The organism is Psychroflexus planctonicus, from assembly GCF_014640195.1.
GTDB classification, from domain to species: Bacteria; Bacteroidota; Bacteroidia; order Flavobacteriales; family Flavobacteriaceae; genus Psychroflexus; species Psychroflexus planctonicus.
Genome location: NZ_BMGM01000008.1, coordinates 99,134 through 125,358, shown reverse-complemented (window position 1 = coordinate 125,358; position 26,225 = coordinate 99,134). Strand labels below are relative to the sequence as shown.

20 protein-coding genes are annotated in these 26,225 nt (G+C 33.4%); 16 read left to right on the top strand and 4 right to left on the bottom strand.

The window, feature by feature from the left end; all coding sequences use genetic code 11:
- Positions 1-163 precede the first annotated feature (163 nt).
- The 5 genes from IEV72_RS09980 (at position 164) to IEV72_RS09960 (ending at position 7,564) form a co-directional block, all read left to right on the top strand.
- Positions 164-928, top strand: a complete 765-nt coding sequence (locus IEV72_RS09980) for an alpha/beta fold hydrolase (RefSeq protein ID WP_188458960.1) — start codon at positions 164-166, stop codon at positions 926-928.
- Positions 929-1,543, top strand: coding sequence for a ribosome biogenesis GTP-binding protein YihA/YsxC (yihA, locus tag IEV72_RS09975; RefSeq protein WP_188458959.1), 615 nt, complete (start codon positions 929-931; stop codon positions 1,541-1,543).
- A 123-nt stretch (positions 1,544-1,666) separates the two neighbouring features.
- Positions 1,667-3,376 carry a M23 family metallopeptidase gene (locus IEV72_RS09970; protein WP_188458958.1) on the top strand — a complete coding sequence of 570 codons (1,710 nt, stop codon included), beginning with the start codon at positions 1,667-1,669 and terminating at the stop codon, positions 3,374-3,376.
- A gap of 10 nt (positions 3,377-3,386) precedes the next feature.
- A complete protein-coding gene (locus tag IEV72_RS09965; protein WP_373284003.1) occupies positions 3,387-5,852 on the top strand; it encodes a TonB-dependent receptor in 2,466 nt (821 codons plus the stop codon).
- A gap of 44 nt (positions 5,853-5,896) precedes the next feature.
- On the top strand, positions 5,897-7,564 hold the full coding sequence (locus IEV72_RS09960; protein ID WP_188458957.1) for an alpha-amylase family glycosyl hydrolase: 1,668 nt from the start codon (positions 5,897-5,899) through the stop codon (positions 7,562-7,564).
- Here IEV72_RS09960 and IEV72_RS09955 read toward each other — a convergent pair.
- Positions 7,561-8,727, bottom strand: a complete 1,167-nt coding sequence (locus IEV72_RS09955) for a cysteine desulfurase family protein (RefSeq protein ID WP_188458956.1) — start codon at positions 8,725-8,727, stop codon at positions 7,561-7,563. The genes IEV72_RS09960 and IEV72_RS09955 overlap by 4 nt on opposite strands.
- A 143-nt stretch (positions 8,728-8,870) precedes the next feature.
- Between IEV72_RS09955 and IEV72_RS09950 the strand changes: the two genes are divergently transcribed.
- The 8 genes from IEV72_RS09950 to IEV72_RS09915 all read left to right on the top strand — a co-directional run bounded on the left by IEV72_RS09950 (position 8,871) and on the right by IEV72_RS09915 (position 15,328).
- Positions 8,871-9,842 carry a hypothetical protein gene (locus tag IEV72_RS09950; RefSeq protein ID WP_188458955.1) on the top strand — a complete coding sequence of 324 codons (972 nt, stop codon included), beginning with the start codon at positions 8,871-8,873 and terminating at the stop codon, positions 9,840-9,842.
- Between the two features lie 76 nt (positions 9,843-9,918).
- The gene (gene rpe / locus IEV72_RS09945) at positions 9,919-10,581 is read left to right on the top strand and encodes a ribulose-phosphate 3-epimerase (RefSeq protein ID WP_188458954.1); all 663 of its coding nucleotides are present in this window, start codon (positions 9,919-9,921) and stop codon (positions 10,579-10,581) included.
- A gap of 2 nt (positions 10,582-10,583) precedes the next feature.
- Positions 10,584-11,543: a YpdA family putative bacillithiol disulfide reductase gene (locus tag IEV72_RS09940; protein ID WP_188458953.1), complete on the top strand. Its 960-nt coding sequence runs from the start codon at positions 10,584-10,586 to the stop codon at positions 11,541-11,543.
- Between the two features lie 60 nt (positions 11,544-11,603).
- Positions 11,604-12,500: a hypothetical protein gene (locus IEV72_RS09935; RefSeq protein WP_188458952.1), complete on the top strand. Its 897-nt coding sequence runs from the start codon at positions 11,604-11,606 to the stop codon at positions 12,498-12,500.
- Positions 12,501-12,528: 28 nt separating this feature from the next.
- Entirely contained in the window at positions 12,529-13,593 is a 1,065-nt protein-coding gene (locus IEV72_RS09930) for a flavin-containing monooxygenase (protein ID WP_188459005.1), read from the top strand.
- An 82-nt stretch (positions 13,594-13,675) separates the two neighbouring features.
- Complete coding sequence (locus IEV72_RS09925; RefSeq protein ID WP_188458951.1) at positions 13,676-14,845, top strand: BamA/TamA family outer membrane protein; 1,170 nt, start codon at positions 13,676-13,678, stop codon at positions 14,843-14,845.
- 10 nt (positions 14,846-14,855) lie between these two features.
- Entirely contained in the window at positions 14,856-15,053 is a 198-nt protein-coding gene (locus IEV72_RS09920; RefSeq protein WP_188458950.1) for a hypothetical protein, read from the top strand.
- Positions 15,035-15,328 (top strand): DUF4174 domain-containing protein, encoded by a 294-nt coding sequence (locus tag IEV72_RS09915; protein WP_188459004.1) that lies wholly within the window; start codon positions 15,035-15,037, stop codon positions 15,326-15,328. Before IEV72_RS09920 ends, IEV72_RS09915 begins: the two co-directional genes overlap by 19 nt.
- Before the next feature lie 75 nt (positions 15,329-15,403).
- On the opposite strand, the gene IEV72_RS09910 is transcribed toward IEV72_RS09915, so the two are convergent.
- The gene (locus IEV72_RS09910; RefSeq protein WP_188458949.1) at positions 15,404-17,587 is read right to left on the bottom strand and encodes a glutamine synthetase III family protein; all 2,184 of its coding nucleotides are present in this window, start codon (positions 17,585-17,587) and stop codon (positions 15,404-15,406) included.
- A 113-nt stretch (positions 17,588-17,700) separates the two neighbouring features.
- On the bottom strand, positions 17,701-18,645 hold the full coding sequence (locus IEV72_RS09905; protein ID WP_188458948.1) for a calcium/sodium antiporter: 945 nt from the start codon (positions 18,643-18,645) through the stop codon (positions 17,701-17,703).
- A gap of 222 nt (positions 18,646-18,867) precedes the next feature.
- Between IEV72_RS09905 and IEV72_RS09900 the strand changes: the two genes are divergently transcribed.
- From IEV72_RS09900 to IEV72_RS09890, 3 genes are read left to right on the top strand one after another with little or no spacing between them, the layout of a single operon-like run.
- A complete protein-coding gene (locus IEV72_RS09900) occupies positions 18,868-19,230 on the top strand; it encodes a BlaI/MecI/CopY family transcriptional regulator (RefSeq protein ID WP_188458947.1) in 363 nt (120 codons plus the stop codon).
- A gap of 1 nt (position 19,231) precedes the next feature.
- Entirely contained in the window at positions 19,232-22,180 is a 2,949-nt protein-coding gene (locus IEV72_RS09895) for a M56 family metallopeptidase (protein ID WP_188458946.1), read from the top strand.
- A gap of 12 nt (positions 22,181-22,192) precedes the next feature.
- On the top strand, positions 22,193-22,930 hold the full coding sequence (locus IEV72_RS09890; RefSeq protein ID WP_188458945.1) for a TlpA family protein disulfide reductase: 738 nt from the start codon (positions 22,193-22,195) through the stop codon (positions 22,928-22,930).
- A 461-nt stretch (positions 22,931-23,391) separates the two neighbouring features.
- Here IEV72_RS09890 and IEV72_RS09885 read toward each other — a convergent pair whose 3' ends face one another.
- On the bottom strand, positions 23,392-26,217 hold the full coding sequence (locus IEV72_RS09885; RefSeq protein ID WP_188458944.1) for a triple tyrosine motif-containing protein: 2,826 nt from the start codon (positions 26,215-26,217) through the stop codon (positions 23,392-23,394).
- Between the last annotated feature and the right edge of the window lie 8 nt (positions 26,218-26,225).

The window sequence follows — 26,225 nt, the reverse complement described above, 5'->3', positions numbered from 1 at the left end:
GAAAAAAGTGGGAAAGTTTGAAATCTGAAGGTAAAATTAGCTATGCACGCATAATTTTTTACAAAAGGCCTTTGATTATAAGGCTTTGCATTTGGGTATTCAAGAAAAATAAGTATACTTGTAGAAATATAAGTATATTTGGCACTTCAAATTTCACTAGTGAATGGAAAACGAAATACAGCAACAAGGTAAATTTAAGTTTATAGAACGCGGTGAAGGAACACCAATGCTCATACTCCATGGCTTAATGGGCGGACTAAGTAATTTTGATGGCGTAGCCGATTACTTTCCACAACATGGTTATAAAGTAGTGATACCTGAGCTTCCTATCTATGACATGCCATTGTTGAAAACCAATATTAAAAACATCACTAAATTTATTAAAGAATTTATTGAAGCCCGTGAATACGAAAAAGTAATTCTTTTAGGTAATTCACTTGGTGGACATATTGGCTTATTAACTACCAAATTGTATCCGGAATACATTAAAGGTCTTGTGATAACTGGTAGCTCTGGACTATATGAAAGTGCCATGGGTGATAGTTATCCTAAAAAAGGAGACTACGAATACATTAAGAAAAAAGCGCAAGATGTATTCTACGACCCGGCAGTTGCCACCGAAGAAATTATTGAAGATGTTTACCAAACCATAAAAGACAGAAATAAATTAATTCGTATTTTATCTATTGCTAAAAGTGCAATACGCCACAATATGGCAAAAGATTTACCAAATATGAAACAACCTACTTGTATTATTTGGGGTAAACAAGACGATGTAACTCCTCCTAAAGTTGCAGATGAGTTTAATAAATTGCTTCCTAACTCAGAGTTATTTTGGATAGACAAATGTGGTCATGCTGCTATGATGGAACATCCCGACTTATTCAATGAGATTTTACACGAATGGCTGCGTAAAAACGCATTATAAATGAAAATTAAATCAGCTGAATTTATAATCAGCAACACCAAAGTAGAAAAATGTCCCGATACCAAACTGCCAGAATATGCATTTATTGGCAGAAGCAATGTGGGTAAATCTTCGCTTATTAACATGCTTACCGACCATAAAAAACTAGCAATGGTGTCTGGTAGACCTGGAAAAACAAGGTTGATCAACCATTTTTTAATCAACCAAAATTGGCATTTAGTAGATTTACCAGGATACGGATACGCTAGGGTAAGCAAGAAAGAGAAGCAAGTTTTTCAGAAGTTTATTACTGATTATTTTAAAAAAAGAAAGCAATTAGTCAGTGCTTTTGTTTTGATAGACATTCGCCACGAAGCTCAAAATATAGACTTAGAATTCATGCAATGGTTAGGCGAGCAAGCTATTCCGTTTGCATTGGTTTTTACAAAAGCAGATAAACTGAAGCCCAATGCCAAAACTAGAAATGTAGAAGCATACAAAGAAAAGTTGTTGGAAACTTGGGAAAGTTTACCACCCTATTTTATTACTTCTTCTGCTAAAAAAGAAGGACAAGTAGAAGTTTTAGAATATATTGACCAAATTAATCAGCAGCTTAACTACAATACAATCCGTTAAAATCTATTTTTGTTTATCCACATTAGTCATTCAAATTGGCATAAATAGAGATGGTTAATCTTGGTCCACTTACTATAAATTTCTTATTTTTGAAATTCAACCTATTTTGTAAATCAGTCTGTTATGAAGCATTTTACGTTTTGTCTCTGTGCTTTAATCTGTACTTTATTATTTAATTTTTCTGCGGCATCACAAGAAATTCCTCAAGAATACTTTATTAAACCAGTAGATGTGCCTTTAATTTTATCAGGTACATTTGGAGAACTCCGTAATAACCATTTTCATGCAGGAATGGATATTAAAACACAAGGCAGAATTGGTTTACCCGTAAAAGCAAGTGCCGATGGCTACATTAGCCGAATTAAAATTCAAGAATTTGGATACGGTAAAGCTTTGTACATAAAGCATCCCAATGGCTATCAAACAGTCTACGCACATTTAGACGAATTTGCTCCAGAAATTGAAGCGCATATTAAAAAGCAGCAATACATTAAAGAATCTTACGAAATTGAGCTTTTTCCGAATTCAGAATTGTTTCCTGTGGAACAAGGAGAAGTAATTGCATATAGCGGTAATACTGGTTCAAGTGGCGGTCCACATGTTCATTTTGAAATTAGGGACAAGAATTCTAGACCCATGAATCCGTTGTTATTTGGTTTTGAAGAAATAACCGATGACATCAAACCAAGAATTAAAAGTGTTTGGGCATACACCTTGGAAGATAGCGCGCAAGTAGAAGGAATTCAAGGAAAGAAAAGAATTCAACTTAGAAGAGACCAAAATGGAATTTACCAAGCAGATAAAATGACGGCTTTTGGCAAAATTGGCTTCGGTATTAGTACAGACGATCAACTGAACAAAGCCATAAATAGAAATGGCATATATAAAATTCAAACTTCAGTAAATGGAAATCTAAACTTTCTACAAGAATTCAATCTTTTTTCGTTTTCAGAAACTAGATACATCAATAGATTAATCGATTTTTTTCATTACAAAGAAAACAAACAACGAATTCAAAAATTGTTCATAGAAGCAAACAATCCTTTAGGCATAAACACTTTTCATGATCGAGGTGGAGTGCTATTGATTGATGAAGAAGGTTTAAATTACAAATATGAAATTGTTGTTCAAGACTTTGCTGGTAACCAACAGGAAATTCATATTCCAGTTGAAGCCAAAAAAAATGAAATTATAAAAGCTTCAAGCCAAAAAGAAACACCTTATTTTGTACAATCTAAATATGGTGTAGCCTTTGAAGAAAAAAACATAGATGTTTATTTTCCGAAACAAGCATTGTACGAAGACACCTATCTTCAAATTGAGTTTGAATTTAATGCCATAGAGCTTCATGACTACAGAACACCAATACACAACACCGTGCATTTAGGTTTTGATGTTAGCAGTTTTCCTTCAGATATTCAACAAAAAATGTACGTGGCAAAAGTAATGCCTTGGGGTGCAAAATACTACACTTCAACCGTTCGAAAAAAAGACAGAATAACTGCACTAATTAAAGATTTTGGACGTTATGAAATTGCTTATGATCATGACGAACCAAAAATAACACCCATAAATGTAAGAGATAAAAAATGGATGTCTAATTACCGATATTTAAAAATTAAAATTGAAGACGAAACCACTGGAATTGAAAATTACAGAGCAAGCGTAAATGACGAATTTATTTTAATGGAATACGAATACAAAGACAATGAACTTACATACGATTTTAACGATGGGAAATTTAAAGACGGAAAAAATGATTTTAAGTTGATTGTTACCGATAAAGTTGGAAATACGAGTATATTTGAAGCTGAAATTTTTAGAAAAAATTAATTTATTCCATTTGAAGTTTTCTCACATTCTTAAATTCTTAATATTTTGTGCTTGTTTACAAAGCTATGCACAAACAACAGCCACCGTAAAAGGAATTATTTTCGACGAACAAAACACGCCTATTCCATCTGCAGATATTACTTACAACGGCGGCGGAACATCTTCTAATGAAAATGGATTTTATATTTTACAAATTCCTGCTAACCAAAAAGTGGTTTTAAAAATTTCCTTCTTAGGAATGGAATCCATCACATCTAAAATTCAGCTTCAACCTTACGAAAACATTGAATTAAACTTTGTTTTAAAAACAGATGTTGAGCAAATTGGCGAAGTTGTGATTACCCAGCAAAATCGTGCTCGAGTTGAAGGTGTAACTACCTTAACACCAGAAACAGTTAGACGTATCCCAGGCGCTAATCCTGGTATTGAAAATATTTTGAACACCTTGCCTGGAGTAAACTCAAACAATGAATTAAGCACTCAATACTCCGTTCGTGGCGGAAGTTACGATGAAAACTTAGTATATGTAAACGACATACAAGTTTATCGTCCATTTTTAGTCCGTAGTGGTCAACAAGAAGGCTTGAGTTTTGTAAACACCGACATGGTTAGAAAAGTTGAATTTTCTGCAGGTGGATTCCAATCCAGATACGGAGATAAAATGTCTTCTGTGCTGGATATTACCTATCGTAGGCCAGTTGATTTTGCAGGTTCTTTTGAAGCTAGTTTACTCGGCGGAAGCATCAGTTTTGAAGGAGTTTCAAAAAACAAAAAACTAAGTGCCATCGGTGGTGTGCGCTATCGAGACAACAGCTTATTTGTAAATGCTAAACAAGTTGAAGCCAATTTCATCCCGCGTTTTACAGATGCTCAAACCTATATATCGTATCAATTTAATGAAAAATTTGAACTCAGTTTTCTAGGAAATATTTCCTTAAATACATACGAGTACGAACCATTCACTAGACAAACCAATTTTGGTACGGTACAAGACCCTCAGGCGCTTTTGGTGTTTTATGAAGGTAGAGAAGATAACCGTTACGAAACCTATTTTGGAGCTGCAAAAGCTTCTTATAAACCCAACGACAATTTTACAGCTAAGTTGATTACTTCGGCTTACCACACCAAAGAACAAGAACATTTTGATATTTTAGCACAATACCGATTGGGTGCAGTAAGCGGAAACTTTGGCGATGAAAATTTTGGCGAAGTAGAATTTACCGAAGGTGCGGGCTCTCAATTTATTCATGGTAGAAATAACTTAGATGCGTTTATTATCAATATTGAACATTTGGGAAGTTATAAAGCCAATGATCATTTAATTGAATGGGGTGCAAAATACACCCGCGAAGATTTCAGAGACCGTTTACAAGAATATGAAGTTATTGACTCCGCAGGTTTTAATGTTAGACCGCCTTTTCCCGAATTTGTAAACGACCAACCTTACACTCCTTACGATGCAGAAATTGAACCTTTTGAACGCATTAGAACTTATAATGAAACGCAAGTTGACCGTTTAGCTGGATTTTTGCAGTGGAGTTACCGAACTAAAATTGGAGAAACTGAAGCTTGGGCAAATGCAGGAGTACGAAGCCAAACTTGGACGGTTAATGGTAAAAATATAGAAAGTACAACACAAACCGTGGTAAGTCCACGTGCTCAATTCAGTATTAAACCCAATTGGAAAAAAGACATGGTTTTTAGGCTGGCTGGAGGTTATTATCATCAACCACCATTTTACAGAGAATTGCGCGATTCTGTTGGCGTGGTAAATCCAAATGTAAAAGCACAACAATCTATACATTTGGTAGCAGGAAACGATTATAGTTTCAAATTATGGAATCGACCTTTTAAATTAATTTCTGAAGCCTACTACAAAGACATTACCAATTTAAATCCGTTCACCATCGAAAATGTACGGATTCGCTACAGAGCAAGAAATGACGCGCGCGCTTATGCCTACGGTTTGGATTTAAGAATGAATGGTGAATTTGTTCCAGGAACTGAAAGTTGGGTAAGTGTGGGATATTTAAAAACCGAAGAAAGACAAGACGAACGCGGTTACTTTGCTAGACCTACCGATCAACGCTTAAAATTTGCCATCTTGTTTCAGGATTATGTCCCGAAGTTTCCGAAAATGAAGGTGTATCTAAATATGGTATATAACACCGGTTTGCCGGGCGGCTCACCTCGTTTCGCCGATCCGTTTTTATTTCAAAATAGATTGCCCGATTACCAACGCGTAGACGTGGGTTTTAATTATGCTTTGGTAGAAGAAACTGATACGTACGAAGAAGGAAGTTTACTTGGTTTTTTTAGATACTTGAGTTTTGGAGTTGAAATATTCAATATGTTCGATAGGCTGAATTCCATTACCAATACCTTTGTTCGTGATGCCAGTACGGGAGGTCAATTTGCCATTCCTAATTTTTTAAGTCCACGGGTTTTCAATTTAAAAATGAGCGCTCGGTTTTAAATTCATTCATTTAAAAAACTGTTAACTATCAAAATCTTAAAACAATGAAAAAAAACACCATACTCCTACTCAGCTTCATATTAATAAGCTTAAGCTGCCAAACCAAAGAAGATGAAGTTGAAATGAAAGTGGAAGAAGTACCATTTCATTGGAATGCAGCTACCATTTATTTCTTATTAACCGACCGTTTTAATAATGGTGACGAAACCAACGACACTAACTTTGATAGAACAGAAAAAACAGGGGTTTTACGGGGTTTTGAAGGTGGAGATTTAAAAGGTATTACCCAGAAAATAAAAGATGGTTATTTTACAGATTTAGGTGTAAACGCCATTTGGCTTACACCTATTGTAGAGCAAATTCACGGTGGAACCAACGAAGGAACTGGTAAAACCTATGCTTACCATGGCTATTGGACAAAAGACTGGACAAGTTTAGACCCGAATTTTGGAACCAAAGCAGATTTAAAAGAACTGGTTGATACAGCGCATGAATTCGATATTCGGATTTTATTAGATGCTGTTGTAAATCATATCGGACCTGTAACCGAGAAAGACGAAATTTGGCCAGAAGATTGGGTGAGAGTCTCTCCTACTTGCACTTACGAAAATTTTGAAACTACTGTAAGCTGTACTTTGGTAGATAATTTACCAGATATCCTAACTGAAAGTGATGCAGCTGTAAAACTTCCGCCTGCGCTTATTGAAAAATGGAAAAACGAAGGTAGATACAAAGAAGAAGTAGCTTCATTAAATGCTTTTTTTAAAGAAACAGGTTATCCTAAAGCACCCCGATTTTATATTATGAAATGGCTTTCTGATTACATTACCGATTTTGGAATTGATGGATATAGAGTAGATACCGTGAAACATACCGAAGCTTATGTTTGGCAAGAATTTAAAGAAATTTGCGATCGCGCTTTTGCTCAATGGAAAGAAGAAAATCCAGAAAAAGCAGTAGACCATCAAGACTTTTATTTGCTTGGGGAAGTATACAACTATGCTATTAGTAACCTAAAAGCCTATGATTATGGAGATCGACAAGTAAATTATTTTGATGATGCCTTCAACAGCCTCATCAATTTTGAATTGAAATGGAATGCACTTCAACAAGATTACGAATCACATTTTAGTAAATACGCCAGTGTTTTAGAAAATGAATTGAATGGATATGGAATTGTAAATTACATGAGTTCTCATGATGACGGCAAGCCTTTTGATCCTAAACGCCTTAAAAACAAAGAAGCGGCTAACCGACTTTTACTTTCTCCAGGAACTGCACAAATTTATTATGGCGACGAATCTGCAAGGCTTTTAGAAATTGAAGAAACCGAAGGCGATGCTACTTTGCGTTCTTTTATGAATTGGGAAGAATTAGACAGCATTCCTGAAAAGCAAAAAGTCTTAAGCTATTGGCAAAAATTAGGAAAATTTAGAGCACAACATCCTTCAGTTGGAGCAGGAAAACATCAACAAATACAAGAAGAACCCTATGTGTTTTCAAGAATTTTTCAAGATGATGATTATCAAGACCAAGTAATTGTAGCATTAGACTATACCGAAAATGAAAAAAATATTGACGTCAGTTCCATATTTAAAAATGGCGATTTACTTTTTGATGCTATTTCTGAAAAGCAGGTAAAAGTGGTAAACGGGAAAATAAGTTTTTCTTCTTCTTCGGAAACCGTTTTATTAGAAAAGTTGCAATACTAAGCTTTAGCTAATTTTCCTGTTTTGGCAAATGTTACTAAAGTTTCTACTACATAATCTAATTCTGCTTTGGTAGTGTAGTGCGAAAATGAAAAACGCAAGTTCGGGTTTTTCAAACGTTCGATGTCGTAAATTTCATTGAGCACGAAGGAACCTTGATCGCTTCCACTTTGGCAAGCGCTTCCTTTTGAACAAGCAATTCCTTTTAAATCCAATTGAAACAGCATCAATGCAGCTTGTTCTGGTTTTACTGGAATACTCACATTTACCAAGGTATACGTGCTTTTTTCAGTATTTGAAGATTGACCGTTAAATTGAACTTCAGGAATGTGTTTTTTCAATTCTTCAATAAAATAATGCTTGAGATTCAGAATTGTATTTTTTTCAACACTGAGATTGGAATAAGCCATTTCTAAAGCTTTTTCCATGCCAACAATATTGTGTACGTTTTCAGTTCCAGCTCTAAAACCACGTTCTTGAGCACCACCGTGAATTAAAGCTTTAATGGGTAAACCTTTTCGAATAAAGGCAAAACCAACTCCTTTAGGTCCATGAAATTTATGTGCGCTAGCAGCTAAAAAGTCAATAGGTGTTTCTTGTAAGTTTAAATCGAAGTGCCCGATAGATTGAACCGTATCGCTATGAAATAAAGCATCATTTGCTTTGCAAAGAATTGCTACTTTTTGAAGCGGTAAAATATTACCAATTTCGTTATTAATGTGCATCAAGCTCACTAAAGTTTTAGAAGCTGAGTTTTGTAATAAGTCTTCTAAATGCTTCAAATTAACATCTCCATTTTCGTCTAAATCTACATAATCTACATGCACTTGATGTTGTTTTTCAAGAAATTCAACAGCATTTAAAACGGCATGATGTTCTATTTTAGAAGTAATAATTCTTCCTACGTCCAAATCGCGAACTGCGTTATGTATAACCAAATTATCAGCTTCTGTGCCACCTGAAGTGAAAACTATTTCCGCCGCACTCACATGTAAAAGTTTGGCAATAGATTTTCGGGCTTGTTCTATTTTAGATTTAGCAGATCTTCCAAAAGCATGTGTAGAAGATGGATTGCCATAACAATTTTGCAAAGTATCTGTAATAATATCTATTACTTCTGTACGTAAGCAAGTGGTTGCTGCATTATCTAAATAAACTTGTTTCATTAGAAAAAAATAAATCTGTTTGTACAAAAGTACATTTATTCTTCAACTAAAAATTAAGAATTGAATAGATATCTACATTCATATTGATTAAAATCAGCTAAATGAATTAGACTTTAAATATGTATTTTTGTAAAAAAATTATTTTGAAAAAGTATTTTTGGTTACTCAGTTTATTTGGTGTTTTAGCTTGTAACGACGGCGACGTAATTGTTTCTAATTTTGATTACAGCTCAGATACAGAGCTCAACCTGTGTAAAGTTAACACAATAAATGTGTTGCATAATGTAAATGATGAAACCAACGAAGCCATTTCATTTGAGTTCGAACTTTCAGGTTTTACTGGTCGTTTTGAAGGTTTATGTCCGCCTGATCCTGTTGTAATTCCGTTGAATCAAAACAACAAAATAACCTATAGAAGGCTAAGTAATGATGTGGCTGGAGCAGATTATTTTTGCCAACAAATTCCACCTGCAAACCCTACTGTTATTGAAGAATTTACCAGTCTTAGCGGTGGAGAAGCTCAACTTATTTTCTTGATTACAGACCAAGATGATAATGATGATGTTCCTGCTTTTGAAGAAGATATAAATGGCGATGGAAACTTATTTAATGATGATACAGATGGCGATGGTATTCCTGATTTTTTAGATACGGATGATGATAACGATAATGTACCAACTTCTGTTGAAATTGTAAACAATGATAATCCTAATGTTTATCCTGATTTTGATGAAGATGGAATACCTAATTATTTAGATGAAGATGATGATAATGACGGTGTAATTACTCGATATGAAGATCTAAATGCTTTTGATGAATTGGACGATAATGGAAACCCTATTTTAAATCCAAGAACAGCGACTAATGAAGAAGGCATACCACATTACCTGAATCCTGATGTTGCAGAAACACTAGAAATTGACCTGTTTAGAACCAATCAAATAAGCAGAACTTTTAGCGTGCAAGTAGTTTTAAATAATATAACCTTGGAGAGAAGTGATGGAGAACAAAACATAACCTTAAATATCTTAAATTTAGGAAACTACGAAATATCTTCTAACAATGAAGTTTTAGAAATGACTGGCGAACCTGCTCAACCTTGCCCAACTAATTGAGTTTAGGTATACACCTATAAACATTGACAATAAAGTCTTTGAATAAAAAAACACGAAAAATTATAATTTTACAGAAATGAAAAAAATACTAGCACCTTCTATACTAGCAGCAGATTTTGCTAACTTACAACGCGACGTTGAAATGGTAAACAACAGTGAAGCAGATTGGTTTCATATCGACATTATGGATGGTGTTTTTGTTCCCAATATTTCATTTGGAATGCCTGTTTTAAAAGCAATTGAAAAACATGCTACCAAATTTATCGATGTGCATTTAATGATTGTCAATCCAGACCAATATTTCAAAACCTTTGCTGAATTAGGTGCTAATATGCTAACAGTACATTACGAAGCTTGTACACATTTACACCGCAGTTTACAATCGATTAAAGCAGAAGGAATGCAAGCCGGAGTAGCACTAAATCCGCATACCAATGTGCAATTGCTAAAAGATACCATTAAAAATATAGATATGGTGTGTTTAATGAGTGTAAACCCAGGTTTTGGCGGACAGCATTTTATTGAAAACACCTATCAAAAAGTACGCGAACTCAAACAGATGATTAACGAACAAAACGCCAACACCTTAATTGAAATTGATGGCGGCGTAACCAATCAAAATGCACAACAACTCATTGAAGCTGGCGCCGATGTATTGGTAGCTGGCAGTTATGTATTTGGTGCAGAAAACCCAACCCAAACCATAGCCGATTTAAAACAAATGATGAATAATAGCTAAATATGTTAGATGTATTGATTATTGGTGCGGGACCGATTGGAATTGCCTGTGCTTTAGAAGCTAAAAAGAATAACTTAAGTTATGTTGCGGTTGAAAAAGGCACCTTGGTGAATTCATTATACCATTACCCTTCCAATATGACTTTTTTTTCTACTTCAGAAAAATTAGAAATCGATGAAATTCCATTTATCAGCAAAAATCCAAAACCTTCTAAACAAGAAGCCTTAGAATATTACCGAAGAGTAGCAACAAGCAAGAAACTCAACATCAATTTGTTTGAAGAAGTAATTGATGTACAACAAAATGAAGACCAATCCTATCAAATAAGCACCAATAAAACAGCCTATCAAGCTAAAAACATTATTGTTTCAACTGGATTTTACGACATTCCAAATCCGCTAAACATTCCTGGTGAAGATTTACCCAAAGTAAGTCATTACTACAAAGACCCCCATTTTTATAGTATGCAAAAATTAATTGTTGTGGGTGCCAGCAATTCTTCGGTTGATGCCGCATTAGAAACCTATCGAAAAGGAGCAGAAGTTACTATGATTGTTCGCGGTGAACAAATTGGCGAACGCGTTAAATATTGGGTTCGACCAGATATTATCAACCGAATTAAAGAAGGAAGCATAAAAGCGTATTTCAATGCTGAATTGACTCAAGTGCACGAAAACACAGTTGAGTTTAAAGATGAAAATGGAGAAATTCAAAGTTTAGAAAACGACTTTGTTTTAGCGCTTACAGGCTATCGACCTAATTTTAAATTTTTAGAAAAATTAGGTGTTGCTATTGCAGATGAAGAAAAAAATATTCCAGCTTACAATGAAGAAACCATGGAAACCAACCAAAAAGGAATTTACCTAGCAGGTGTAATTTGCGGTGGTCTGGAAACGCATAAATGGTTCATTGAAAACTCCATTATTCATGCTGAACAAATAATAAAAGCGATTAAATCTTAAATTTTACCGAAAAACAAAGCTTCTAGAAGATATTGAATTTCTATTGACTAATTTTAGGAAATGAATTCATTTTCAACAAAATTAACACAGATTCAAGAACAGCTTTTATCTGAGAAAATCAGCGAAAAAGCGGAACAAGTAATTGTTTACATAGCTATTGTTTCTTTTTTAATTCATTTAAGCATCATCGCCGTTGTAGATTTAGATTTTTTGAATTTAGGTGCTTATGAAGAATTAACCATTAATCCCATTTCTGCCTTATACACTCCGTTTTCAATTATATTAATTTACGAAGTGTATTTATTGGTTTTTTACTTGCCGAAATCCATCACCAACTACATCGGTAAGCAATACGAAATAATCACACTGATTTTAATTCGAAAAATCTTCTATGATTTATCCAACTTAGAATTTTCTGAAAATTGGTTTTCAATTCAAGGTGACTTGCAGTTTACTGTTGATATTGTTGCCACCTTGTTGCTTTTCACACTCATCTTTTTCTTCTACAAAATAGATCAAAAAAACAGGACTGAGAGTTCAGCCATTAGCATCAAAACAAAAAAATACATTAAAATAAAACGCCTTTTTGCCAGCTTGTTAGTACCTATCATTATTGTTTTGGCTTTGTTTTCGTTAGGAAGTTGGATTTATGAAACAGGACTAAATCCAGAAGATGTGGGCAGTTCACTAAAATCACTAAACAGCATCTTTTTCGACGATTTTTTCACGGTACTAATCCTTACCGATGTGTTATTATTGTTGTTTTCATTTTTACAAACCAATCAATTTAGCAGGGTAATCCGAAATTCAGGTTTTATAATTTCAACGGTATTAATTAAACTTTCCTTTTCGGCCGATGGAATTTTAAATACCATCTTAATTGTTGTAGCCGTAAGCTTTGGAGTGCTTATCCTATTGATTTACAACATGTTCAACCACCTTAAACAGTCTCGTTGATATTGCTTACATTTGTAGTATGAATGGAATTTACGATTTTATAATAATTGGTGCAGCACAAGCCGGGTTATCTATGGCTTACGAGTTAAAACAATTGAATAAAAACTTTCTTGTGTTGGACAAAGAAGACGAAATTGGAGCTTCTTGGTTGCGCAGATGGGATTCGTTAACTTTGTTTACTCCAACTGAATTCAACAACCTAAAAGGGCTTGAATTTCCTGCTGAAAAAGGCCACTACCCCAACAAATACGAAGTTGCAGAATACTTCAAAAAATACGTAAAAGAATTTGACATCCCCGTTCAACTCAACACTTTTGTAGAGCACATCGATAAAAAAAATGGAATCTTTAAAATTGAAACTGACCAAGGCGAATTTTTTGCAAAGCAAATAATCATTGCAACAGGTCCTTTTCATATTCCATATACACCTCGTTTTGCAGAAAAAATTGATACTGAAGTTTATCAAAGTCATAGTAACTTTTATAAAAATCCAGATAAATTAAAAGATGGCCCAAGCATGGTGGTAGGCGCTGGAGATTCTGGATATCAAATTTTAGATGAAATTTCTCAACATTCAGAACACGATGTGTATTTTGCAGGAGATACCGATGTAAGTACACTTCCCCAAGAAATTTTAGGAAAAACACTATGGTGGTGGTTTACCAAATTTGGGTATTTAAGTTTTAGCAAAAATTCATGGATAGGAAAATTCATTAGTCAAGGTAAACAGCCCATCATCGGTACGGATGTAAAAGGTATACTTCAACGAGAAAATGTAATTCCGGTTGGTAAGTGTCTAGATGCAGAAGGCGAAACCATCATTACTGAAAAAAAAGAATTAAACGATGTAGAAAACATTGTTTGGGCAACGGGATATCGCCCAAATTTCTCTTGGATAGAAGGATTAGAACTAGACAAAGATGGATATCCGGTTCATCAACGTGGAGTAAGCAACAATAAAGGTTTATATTTTATTGGTTTACCATGGCTTCATACTCGTGGTTCGGCCACACTGGGCGGAATTAAAAAAGATGCAAGCTATTTAAGTGAATACATTCAAAATCAGAATATAAAAGAAGTAGAATTAGTTTAAAATTTAGTGAAATAGTAACTTTATAGATTATTAGGTATCAAAAAAGTTAGTTATTTTTATTGTTTATTGTTCATCAATTTTTATGAAAAAATTAAAAATCCTGACTTTTCTTCTACTGTGTATTTTCACGACTTTTAATGTTAATGCACAAAAAGAAAAGAAGAATAAACTTTTTAGCTATGTAAATAGGTTAATCAGAGATACCGTAGCCGAAGAAAAATCACAATTTATGATGTATCCTACCATAGGATATGAACCTGAAACCAGTGTAGAAATTGGATTTAGCCCATTATATGTGTATTTTGCTAATGAAGATATTCATAACCGTTTAAGCGAGATTAGTGGTTTCGCTTTTTATACTTTGAAAAATCAATTTGGAGCTCGTTTTGAACATGCTATTTATTCAGATAAAGACGAATGGTTTTTTTTAGGGGAACTTGAATTTCAACGATTTCCGTTACCGTATTATGGCGTACGAAGCGAGCAAGAAGAAGTTCCACTAAAAAGCACAGCCATTGTTGATGCACGCCAATTTCAAATTAAAGAGAGAGTACTGCGTAGAGTCCGTAAAAATTTCTTTATTGGTTTTGAAGCCGATTTTAGAAGTTTAAGCAAAGTAGAATTTGAACCTGGTGAAACTGGAGATGAATTGAGTGCCAACTTGCCTTTTGGCGCAGAAGGAACTACCAATCTAGGTTTAGGAGTGGGTTTAGTATACGATGAAAGGCACAATGTACTCAATGTAAGAGATGGATTTTTTTCAGAATTGGGTTATGTCAATTTCAATCCTTTTTGGGAAAGCGATGTAAAATACCACAACATTATTACCGACACCCGTTTCTTTAAATCTTTCAATAATAAACGAAATGTTTTAGCAGCTCAATTTCTTGGTGAATTCAATTTTGGTGGCAATATTCCATTCAATCAGTTGGCTTTAATGGGTGGAAAAAACATGATGCGAGGTTACTTTCAAGGAAGATACAGAGATAATAAATTATTAGCAACACAGGTAGAATACAGAATGCTACCGCTTAAACTGGGTTTTACAGACCGTTGGGGAGCTACTGTTTTTTCAAGTCTTGGAACTGTTTTTGATGAATTTAAAAACATTGACCAATACGACTTAAAATGGGCTGTTGGTGGCGGAATTCGGTTTTTACTCTTTCAGAAAAAAGACATTTTTGCGCGTTTAGATTATGCCATCACACCCGATGAAAACGGTTTTTACATCACCATAGGCGAAGCCTTTTAATCTTTTTGATATGAAAAAAATATCCCTTTTTATTTGCTTGTTTTTTGGTTACACTTTGTCGTGGGCTCAAACCACTGATGATAATGAAAGACGCTGGTTAATTTTGCTTAGTCAAGAAGAAGAACATCCCCAACTTGAAGAGCAAGTAGGTGCCATTGAAGCCAACCGTGAAGGAGCAATTGAGAGAAAATTGGCGTTATACAGCTAACCAAAAATGGAGCAAAACATATTTTTAATTCACCTGCAAGCAGTATACGTTTAGCTGAAACCTACCAAAATTTACGTTCAGATGACACTGACTTTGAAGCTATTTTAATGGGGCTAGATGGAAGTATTAAGTTACGAAGAAATAGAGCCATAGAAATTGATGAACTTTTCGACTTAATTGATAGCATGCCTATGCGCAAACAAGAAATTCAAAGACAAAAAAGAGCTGAAAAGCTAGAAGAAAAGCGTAAAGAAGAAAGACAAGAAAACAAATAAACATTTATTCAATAAAAAACCCCTTCTAGATTATTAAATCTAGAAGGGGTTTTTTACTGATGTTAATCTGGAAAACTATTTAGTAAATAGCATTTCTCTGTATTTAGTTAATGGCCAAATTTCATCATCTACCATTAATTCTAGTTTATCACAATGATAACGTATTACATCAAAGTAAGGCTTTACTTCATCGCAATATGCGTGAGCACGTTTAGTTGCTTCTTCAATTACGTTTGCTTTCTTACGCGCTTCAATCATTTCGCCAGTGGCTTTATTAATGTTTTCTATATGATTAGAAATAGCTTCAATAATGCTCATTTGTTCTTTGGCAATTTCTTTAAAAGATTCGCCATAGATTTCTTTCAAGCCTTTTACGTTTTTAATCAACACGTTTTGATAAGCAATTGCCGTAGGAATTACGTGATTTCTAGCAATGTCACCAATTAGTCTACCTTCAATTTGAATTTCCTTTGAGTAATCTTCAATTTCAATTTCATAACGAGCAGTTATTTCTACTTCATTCATGATTTGAAGACTAGTGTACAATTCAATAGCTTTTTTTGAAACCTTAGGCTGAAGCGCAGTTGGTGTAGATTTATTATTGCTTAATCCGCGTTTTGCTGCTTCATCTTCCCATGCTTGACCATATCCATCTCCTTCAAAACGAATTTTCTTAGATGATTTAATGTATTCTCTAAGCACATTAAAAATAGCATCATCCTTTTTCATTTTTTTAGCTACTAATGCATCTACTTCAGCTTTAAATTCTATAAGTTGTTTTGCAACCATAGCGTTTAAAGTTGTCATTGGATCGGCACAATTTGCCGTTGAACCAACAGCACGGAATTCGAATTTATTCCCTGTGAAAGCAAAAGGAGAAGTTCTATTTCGGTCTGTGTTATCTAATAAAATCTCAGGTATTTTACCTACCACATTCAGTTTTAAATCGGTTTTTTCTTCTGGTGAAAGTTTACCGTCAGTTACTTTTTCTAATTCGTCCAAGACTTTAGTTAATTGCGAACCGATGAATACTGAAATAATAGCAGGCGGAGCTTCATTTGCTCCTAAACGATGATCGTTAGATGCAGAAGCGATGGTTGCTCTTAAAATTTCTTCGTTATCGCAAACTGCTTTAATGGTATTGACAAAGAAAGTTAAGAACTGTAAATTTTTCATTGGTGTTTTGCCTGGACTCAACAAGTTAGAACCTGTATCGGTTGCCAACGACCAATTATTGTGCTTACCACTACCGTTTACATTTGCAAATGGTTTTTCATGGAAAAGTACTTTAAAGTTATGTCTATCCGCAACCTTATCCATCACATCCATAATCAATGAATTGTGATCTACCGCTAAATTGGCTTCTTCAAAAATAGGCGCTAACTCAAATTGATTGGGTGCAACTTCATTGTGTCTTGTTTTTACAGGAATACCTAAATACATGCATTCCGTCTCTAAATCGCGCATAAAGTTCAAAACTCGGGCAGGAATAGAACCAAAATAATGGTCATCCAACTGCTGCCCTTTAGCAGGCGCGTGACCTAATAAAGTTCTTCCAGACATCATGATATCGTGTCTTGATGAAGCAAGTGCAGAATCAATTAAAAAGTATTCTTGTTCCCAGCCAAGTGTAGCGGTTACTTTAGTTACTTTTCTATCAAAATATTTTGCTACGTCTGTTGCTGCTTTATCTAAAGCACTCAACGAACGCAGTAAAGGTGTTTTATAATCTAAGGCTTCTCCTGTATACGAAACAAAAATAGTTGGAATACATAAAGTTGTACCCCAAACAAAAGCTGGCGAAGTTGGATCCCAAGCGGTGTAACCACGTGCTTCAAAAGTGTTTCTAATTCCACCGTTTGGAAAACTAGAAGCATCTGGTTCTTGTTGAACTAATTGACCACCATTAAATTTTTCGATTGCTGTTCCATCTCCAAAGGTTTCAAAAAAAGCATCATGCTTTTCTGCAGTAGAACCTGTTAGAGGTTGAAACCAATGTGTGTAGTGTGTTGCTCCTTTAGCAATTGCCCATTCTTTCATTCCTGTTGAAATATGGTCTGCCAAGTCACGGTCTATTTTACTACCATTTTGAATAGCATCCATTACAGATTTGTAAGAGTCTTTAGTAAGGTGTTGGCGCATAGCAAATTCACCAAAAACGTTCTTACCAAAAATTTCAGAACGTCTTACCTTCTCTTCAACCGGGATTGGTTTTCGGGAAAGTGTTTCTTTTAATGCATTAAATCGAAGTGTAGCCATAAATTTTTAATTTGATTCACGGCAAAAGTAAAAAAAATCAAAACACCCCCTAAATTTATAGGGTTAAATTATTTACCTAAATACAAAAATATTTTTAACCCCCGTGAAAATAATTAAAAAGCCACTATATATATAAAAGACATGTAAAACGCGAAAAGCAAAAAACCTTTATATCTACTTAAACTCATTTTTGGAGCTATAAATCCAAGAGGTAGCAAAACAGTAGCAATACCAATCATCAAGACCATATCTTGACTTAAAATTTCTGTTGAATTGATAGGAATTGGTAAAATTGTAGCTGTTATGCCTAAAACTGCAGCAATATTAAAAATATTAGAACCGATTAAATTTCCTAAAGACAAAGCCTTTTCTCCTTTAAACGCAGAAATTACTGATGCTGCCAATTCTGGAATACTTGTTCCTACGGCAATCATAGTAATAGCAATTACACGATTACTTACACCCATTTTTTCAGCTAAATCTACCGCACCTTTCACTAACAATTCCGAACCAAAATACAATCCAAGTCCACCAATTATCAGCCAAATTCCTACTTTAAAATTACTGACTTCTTGTAATTTCTCGTCTACTTCAGCAGGAACATTACCTTTAGTACCACGACTTCTTTTAATTAGATAATACAAGTATGCAGCTAATAATACTAAAAATAGAATGCCTTCTACTCGATTAATTTCAGCTCCTGTGAACATAAAATAATATAGCAAACCTGAAAAAAACATCATTACAGGCCAATTCAATCTAAAAAAATCACGGTCTATTAGTAAAGGTGCAATAATGGCAGTTATTCCCATAACCAAACCAATATTTGCTATGTTAGAACCAATTACATTGCCTATGGCAATTTCTGGACTTTCATTTAAGGCTGCTTGAACACTTACTAAAAGTTCCGGTGCAGAAGTAGCAAAAGATACCACAGTCAGACCAATAACCATACGTGAGATGTTTAATTTGAATGAAAGCGCCACAGAAGACCGAACTAAAAACTCGCCTCCAACAACCAATAGCGTAAAACCGATGAATAAATAAAGTATGCTCATTAAATCTTGAAATTTCAGCGAAGATAAAATATAATATGTAAGCTAAATTGAATTCAGAAAAATTTCATCAATCACTTAAAACAATTATTCACAATTCAATTTCACACCTAAATATAAAAGAAAGTAAAATTAAAAACGAAACATTTAGTTACAAAACTACTTTTATAGTTGTATAACTAAAAAATTAGTTTACATTTGCTGATGGAATTAAAATTAAACTGTATGCAACTCCCAAAACTCACCCATAAAGAAGAAGAAATCATGCACGTGATTTGGACTTTAGAAAAAGCCTTTGTAAAAGAAATTGTAGAAGAATTAGACGAAGACATTCACTACAACACGGTTTCTACTATGGTGCGAAATTTAGAAGACAAACAATTTGTGAGCCATGAAGCTTTTGGAAAGACACATCGGTATTTTCCGTTGGTAGAAAAAGAAGATTATTCTAAGCAAGTTTTGAACTCGACTACACGCAAGTTTTTTGATGGTTCCTACAAAAATCTGGTTTCCTTTTTTGCCAAAGAAGAAAACATCAGCACCGAAGACTTAAAAGAAATTATCGAAATTATCGAAAAAAACAAGTAAAATGGATGCACTCATTTATATTGGCAAAGCAAGCGTACTAATCAGTGTTTTCCTTTGCATTTACAAATTGCTGTTAAGCCGCGAAAGTTTCTTACAAGTCAACCGGCTTTATCTTGTCTTGGGTTTGTTACTCAGCTTTAGTTTGCCGCTGATCACTTTCACCAATGTTGAAATTACCGAAGTTGAAATTCCACTCCAAAATAATATTGTAGAACCTACAATAGCATATGTCGAACAACAAATTCCAGTAGCAACTACTCCTGAAGTGGAAGCAGTACAACAACCTACTTTTTGGGAACAAATTACTTGGTATGAAATTTTGCTTTCTATGTATGTATTGGGCATTCTTTTCTTCCTGGGGAAATTGATTTATCAAAGCTCTTCCCTATTGAAATTACTTCATAAAGCGAAAAAAATTAAACAAAATGGAATTTGCTATTTTGAAGCTGAACAGAAAATTGAAGCCTTTTCATTTTTCAACATCATGGCGTACAATCCTAATTTACATGATAAAAAGGAACTAAACATTATTAAAACACACGAAAAAATTCACATTAAACAGTGGCATTCCATAGACATGTTGTTGGGAAATCTAGCCTGTATTTTCCTATGGTTTTTACCATTTGTGTATAGTTATCGAGCTTCAATAGACGAAAATTTAGAATACATAGCCGATGCAAAAACGGCAGAGAAAACCAAGTCTGTAAAGCAATACCAATACACGCTGCTGAATTATTTTTCATTAGAAACCAACATGCAGTATGCCAGTTACTTTTTTAAACAATCTTCCTTAAAAAACAGAATTATGATGCTAAACAAAGAAAAATCAAAAGCTGTGAATTTGTACAAATACACTTTCATATTGCCCTTAATTATTGGTTTTATCTGGTTTTTTCAAACCGAAACCCTAGCCAAAGAAGTATATATTGAAGTGGAAAAACCTAAATCTGAAATTTCTCCAGTTTCCGTTGAAATTGCTGATACACCAAAAATAGAATCTTCTGAAGTTATTCAGCAAGACTCTACTTCTATTTCCACTTTAGATAAAATTGAAGTGAAAATCACCAAGAATTCAACAAATAAATCCTTAGAAGAATTAGAAGATTTTTTCGCAGAACACGATCAAAAATTGAAATTCTCTAGAATTAAGCGAAACCGAAAAGGAGAAATTACCCACATTAAAATAAAACTTTCTGATAAAGAAAATGGCTTCAAAAAAGAAAATTTTATTTCAGGAAATCAAGCTATCAAGGATCAAGTTATCATAAGAGATTTTAAAAATGAAACCGCTGATATTACCGAATATGTAGCTCCTGAAAAAGAGCTATACGATTTGTTAAACGATGCTAAAGTGATTTTTGTAAATGGTAAGAAATACAAAAAAAATTCTCCTTTAGCGATTACCGATATTGCTATTGAAAAAGTAGAAGCTGAAGTATTGGAAATAAATGCAGAAGTACTTGAAGAAACCGACTTTGGGAAAATTTACAAATTATTTGAAAATGATGAAACTGAACGCGAAGTCTACGTTTTCAAGAACTTTGAAGGTTCAACTAAAAACGGTTCCAGCTTAATGCGTTTAGAAATTAATAAACCGAAAAGCCCATTTGCAGCAAAATACAAAAGTGGGTTTGGCAATGCAACTAAAGTAAAAGACAGCACAAAAAATACATCTACTTCTTTTTATATTGAAACAATTCCCGATTTAGAAGATAAAACAAAGAAGCAAATTAGTGAGAAGGAAGGAACTCAATTAAATAGAAAAAAACACCTTTTATCATCTAACAAGAAAGAAATTGAAAGAATCTATAATAAAGTAGACTATGTTATAGTCAATAACGAGATGGTAAATAAAAAAGACATAGTCGATAAAATTCTTACCTATAAAAATGCTTCATTTGATAATAATGAGTTGGCTTTTGAAAATGCAGAACTAAAGGATAATGAAAACCATAAAGAAATTGTAGGAGTTCTTACCCAAATCATCAAATCGAACAAAAAAATGGATAATGAACACGTTTTGTGGTTCAAAACTACGAATGAAATAGAATTGGCAAGTATTCATCATTCAAGATTTACAAATGCCAAAATACAAGTAGAAGACTCGTATTTGTTAGAAGCTGAAGAAGCTGCCATTGTTGATATAGATTATTTTGAAGAAAGTAAAAATCCTATTTATGTTGTAAATGGTGAAATTGTAGACAGTAAGGCTTTTAGAAGCCTAGATCCGAACAATATAGCTTCTATGGATGTGATAAAAACCTATGCAAAGCTAAGTAATGACTTAAAGAATAATCCATTTGTAAAAGAAGAAGATTTTCATGGCGCTATTTTGATATCCTTAAAAGGAAAGGAACAAAACACATTAAGTAATAAGCAAATGAATTACGGTAAAAATTTTTCATTTGATGACCTTACTTCGTCAATAAACAAAGATGATAATGTCACTTTTGTAAATAGAAAAGTAATTTCAAAAAATGAATATGAAGAATTTAATCCAGATGAAATAGCTTCAATTTCTGTTTTAGATAATTTCGAAAAGCTTCCTAATGAGTTAAAGAAACAAATCTCCTTTACCAAAAAAGACGATGAACGTTTTGTTTTAATTGAACTAAAAGATGAAGCATATTATAAGTCACATTTTGAAATCAACGTCCAAAAAACAAAAGATGGTTACAGCATGCAATGCAAGCAAGGCTGTGCTTGGAAAGAACTTGAGTTCAATTTAGGGAAAACACCACAATATGTAAATGCATCTGGCGTGTCAAGTGTTTTCTCAGAAAACAGAAAAACACCTAAAAAATTAGCTAATTTACATTTCAAGATTACAGAAGATGGAAATACGTTGAAGCTTACCAAACTAGAAGGAAGCATTTGGGAAGAATTAAGTTTTAGCATTCTTGAAGGTGAAACCTATCAACTTACACAAAACGGTGTTACCAAAAAATAAACCACAACTATTATGATTAAATTTTTAATTTATTTAGGCTTATTATTAGGACTTCAATTGGCTAATGCACAAAAAGAAAACGTGTTTTACAAAACTGAAGATGGAAAAATTGTTACCCAAAAACAATTGGATGACCGTCTAGAAAATTACAAACAAATCGCTAAGCAAATCAGTGAAAAAGCAAAAGTAAGTGTTACCTACTTAGACACTTTAACCCATAAAGATTCGACAATTGTTTCTTTTAAACTAGCTATAGATGCTGAAGGTATAAGTTTGGCTTCAAATCAAAAAAATGAAGTGGAAGAAAACTTACTCCAAAAGCCATTTCCAAAATTCAGTTTAAGCAACTTAGAAAATGAAAACGTAAATTTTGAGAAGTACAAAGGCAAACCCACAATGATTAACTTTTGGTTCAAAAATTGTGCGCCATGCATCGATGAAATGCCTGCATTGAATAAGCTTCAAGAAAAATACAAGGGCAAAGTGCATTTTGTTTCCATTACCTTTAATAAAGTTGATGAAGTGAAAACATTCTTAACCAAAAATGAGTTTCATTTTGAACACTTAGTCAACGCGCAAGCATTTTGTGATGACCTAGGAATTAAAAGTTATCCCATGAATATTTTTCTGGACAAAACAGGAAAAGTAACTAGCATTGAAAATGGAATTCCCTATATGATGGACGAAAATGGAAAAATGTCTCCAGGCGATGAAAGCCATTTTGAAGCCATTTTGAAGGAATTACTCTAGCAGATCGAGTTCTTAATATTCACTTGGCTTGTTTCAAAAAAGATTTGTGAAGTATAATTGAAATGTTCATTCTAATAATCTGATTTATATTGAATAGTCAACCACTAAAAAGCAGGGTTTAGTTTAGTATTTTGAAAAAAAAATTGTTGAAAAATATTCAAACTTGTTTTTAAACATTGCTAAAAAGGTGATTTCCATTTATTCATCATCCTTTTGAAATTGAATCTTGCTACTGCATGCATAAAATTGATATTATCTAATGTGATACCTTTTTAAAAGAAACATTTTAACCTATGCTCTGCTTTTACATTGCCGACAACAGAAAACCAACTTCTTTATTATGTGCTTCACTTAACTTTTTTCTTTTGTAGTAACTAATTGATTTTTCGGGTAAAAAAGGAATTAAAATTTCCGTTTTGCATATTTGCTTTTTACATCTGTAACCTCTATCAACCTTAGCTTTACTTTTTTTTATTATCAAGTTCTATTAAGTATTCTACTAAATTTTGTTCTCTAGAAAGGTTTAGTTTTTTTCTTAACCTATACCTTGCTAATTCTACTCCTCTGGTTGTGATATTTAATATTTTAGCTATTTCCTTAGAACTCATGTTCATTCTTAAAAAGGCAGCTAATTTAATTTCTCTTGGCGAAAGTTTGATATTTTGATTAGATAGCTTTTCTAAGTAGTTGCCATGTACTTGATCAAAATGATAAGCAAATTTATCCCAATAATCTTCATCGGCGAGTTCTTTGTCTATAGTATTGATTATTCGTTTAAGCTCTTGGGAAGAACCCCCTTTATCTATGGTATAGCTTATTTTATTTTGTACAGTTTGAATAAACTCTTTGTTTTTGATCAATTGCATGGTTATTGATGTAAGTTGATCATTTTTAAGATCGAGTTCGGTTTGTAGCTTTTCATTGTACAATTTATCTATTTCTTCATCTTTTACTTGGAGTTCTTTTTCCTTTTGTTCGGTAATAAAAGATGTTTCTACCTTATGCCTTCTTCTTTGTATAATAGGAATTAAAACTAAAGCCATCAAAAATATCATGAAATAGCCTGTTCTTGCCATCCAAGTAGCATACCATGGAGTGGATACTTGGAAAGATATACTAGAGACCTGACTTTCTATTCCATAAATATTGATTGCTTTTACTTCAAATGTATAATTGCCATAAGGCAAATGATCATAGCTTTTTTCATTCATAGAATACCATTTAGACCATTTTTCATCTAACGGATGTAGCCTAAAACTATACTTTAAATCTTCAAAACCATCATAGTATGGGGCTGCATACTCAATTTTAATAGACTGATTTTTGTCGATGGCTAAATTTCCAGCCCTTAAAGGAGTTGTAACATATGTAGAGTCCTCGCTTTTTGATTTTTTTACTGACCTAATTATTGTTGAAAAGTCTTTGTTGATGCTGTGCCTTTGTGATGGGTTATAAAGAACAAATCCTTCCTTTGAAGTAATTAGGATATTATTTTTATCAATAACTGATATATGTTGTAAGTCATCACTAATGTATCTATTAATGTGTTCAAATACGGTAGTGTTTGTATTGAAATTACCAAACTTCTCTTCTTCAATTACTCCAAATTTTTGATTTTGTATAAAATAGATTGAGTTTTCGCCGTCAGAAACCAAATCACTTACATGTTCTTTTCCTAACATTTCATCAAAAAATGCATTGCTTGAAAAGGCTTGGGTAGTTGGATTAAAATTATACATTCCATGCTCTGATGTAAAAACCATTTTTCCGTCTATGTTGTATGAAGTGATTAATATATTGGATGGAAAACCATGCCGTTGATCAAAATGTTTAATTTCGTTTTTGAGTTGCATGTTTTCATCAAAAGCCATTCTGTAAACCCCTCTATAACCGTGAGACATCCAAAGAACAGAATCATTTTCAAAAACCAATATTCTTGAAGATTCGGTAAGTCCAGGAATATCTGTTGTGTTTTTCCAAGAATCATTTTCTTTTTCAAAATATTTTATTCCCCTATAATCTCCACCTAAAATAAGGTTGGGATTGCTCGTTTCTACAAAAGTCCAACTCCCTATATCATGAAACTTTTTTAATTTCTTGCCTACTATTTTAAAAGCACCTTTGTGATGATTCAAAATAAGTGAGTTGTCAATTTCTGAAAAAGTATATACTTGACCTTCGCTTCTAGGTATAAATTGAAAAGGTTTGTCTTCGGAAAAATCTCCTGTGTTATTTTCTATAAAAAGACCATTATTAGTGCCTAAATGAATATTACCATCAAAATAATAAGCATCATAACCTGTTCCTTCAACACCTAATTCTTCATTGATTAATCGGAATGGTAAATTTAACTTCAGGTAGTCTATTCCATTATTTAAGGCCACCCACAGGTTGTTGAAGTTGTCTTCATATATTGACTTTACCGTTCGGCTAGTAATGCCTTTGTTATTGGTTAGGTGTAGTTTTAATGAGAAATCAGACTTTAAAATTAATAATCCATTGTTTTGTGTACCTACTGCATAGTCCCCGTTCTTTAACTTTTTTACATCGTTTATGGTGCAAGGATTTAATATGTTTGTTTTTAGTTCAAATCCAGTTTCATCATATTCATAAACATCACCTGATTCGGTAAAGAAATAATACCCTTTGTTGTTAGCGTGTATTGCAGCAAGTTTTGGAAGAAGCTCTGTCTTTGGAAGGGAATGGTATTTTCCTTTTTTGAATTCGTATAAGCCCATATTATAAAAATGACAAATCAAGCGGCCATCAACTATATAAGAATTGATCAAAAAACCAGGGGATTCTATGGTTTCAAGACCGGAAGAGGAATAGGCTATGAGTTTGTCTTCTGTATTAAAGTAAATCTTGTCTTCATATTCGAATATTTTCCAAATTTCTGAAATCTCAATTTTAGCCTTTTTTAATTCCTTACGTAAGGATTGGAACTCAAGACCAGTTCCAGTATCTATAAAATATCCTAATTGATTTTGCCCACCTACATAAATTACACCTTTACTATCTATTGTTACTGTTCTAATTTTGGTGGCATCAGGTATTGCGTATTTTATCCATTTGTTTCCATCAAATTCCAAAAGACCTTTATTATTAGCTACATACAATAAGCCCTTTTCCGACTGGACAAAATCCCAACTTTCTATTCCACCTTGGTAATCTTCTGAATTGAAATGGGTTCTTAATGGAATTCCACTGAGTTGTAAAGAGTCAGATTGAGCATAAACTTCTGTGCATATTGCAACAAAAAATATAAAAATCCAATTTGATTTCATGAAAGGTG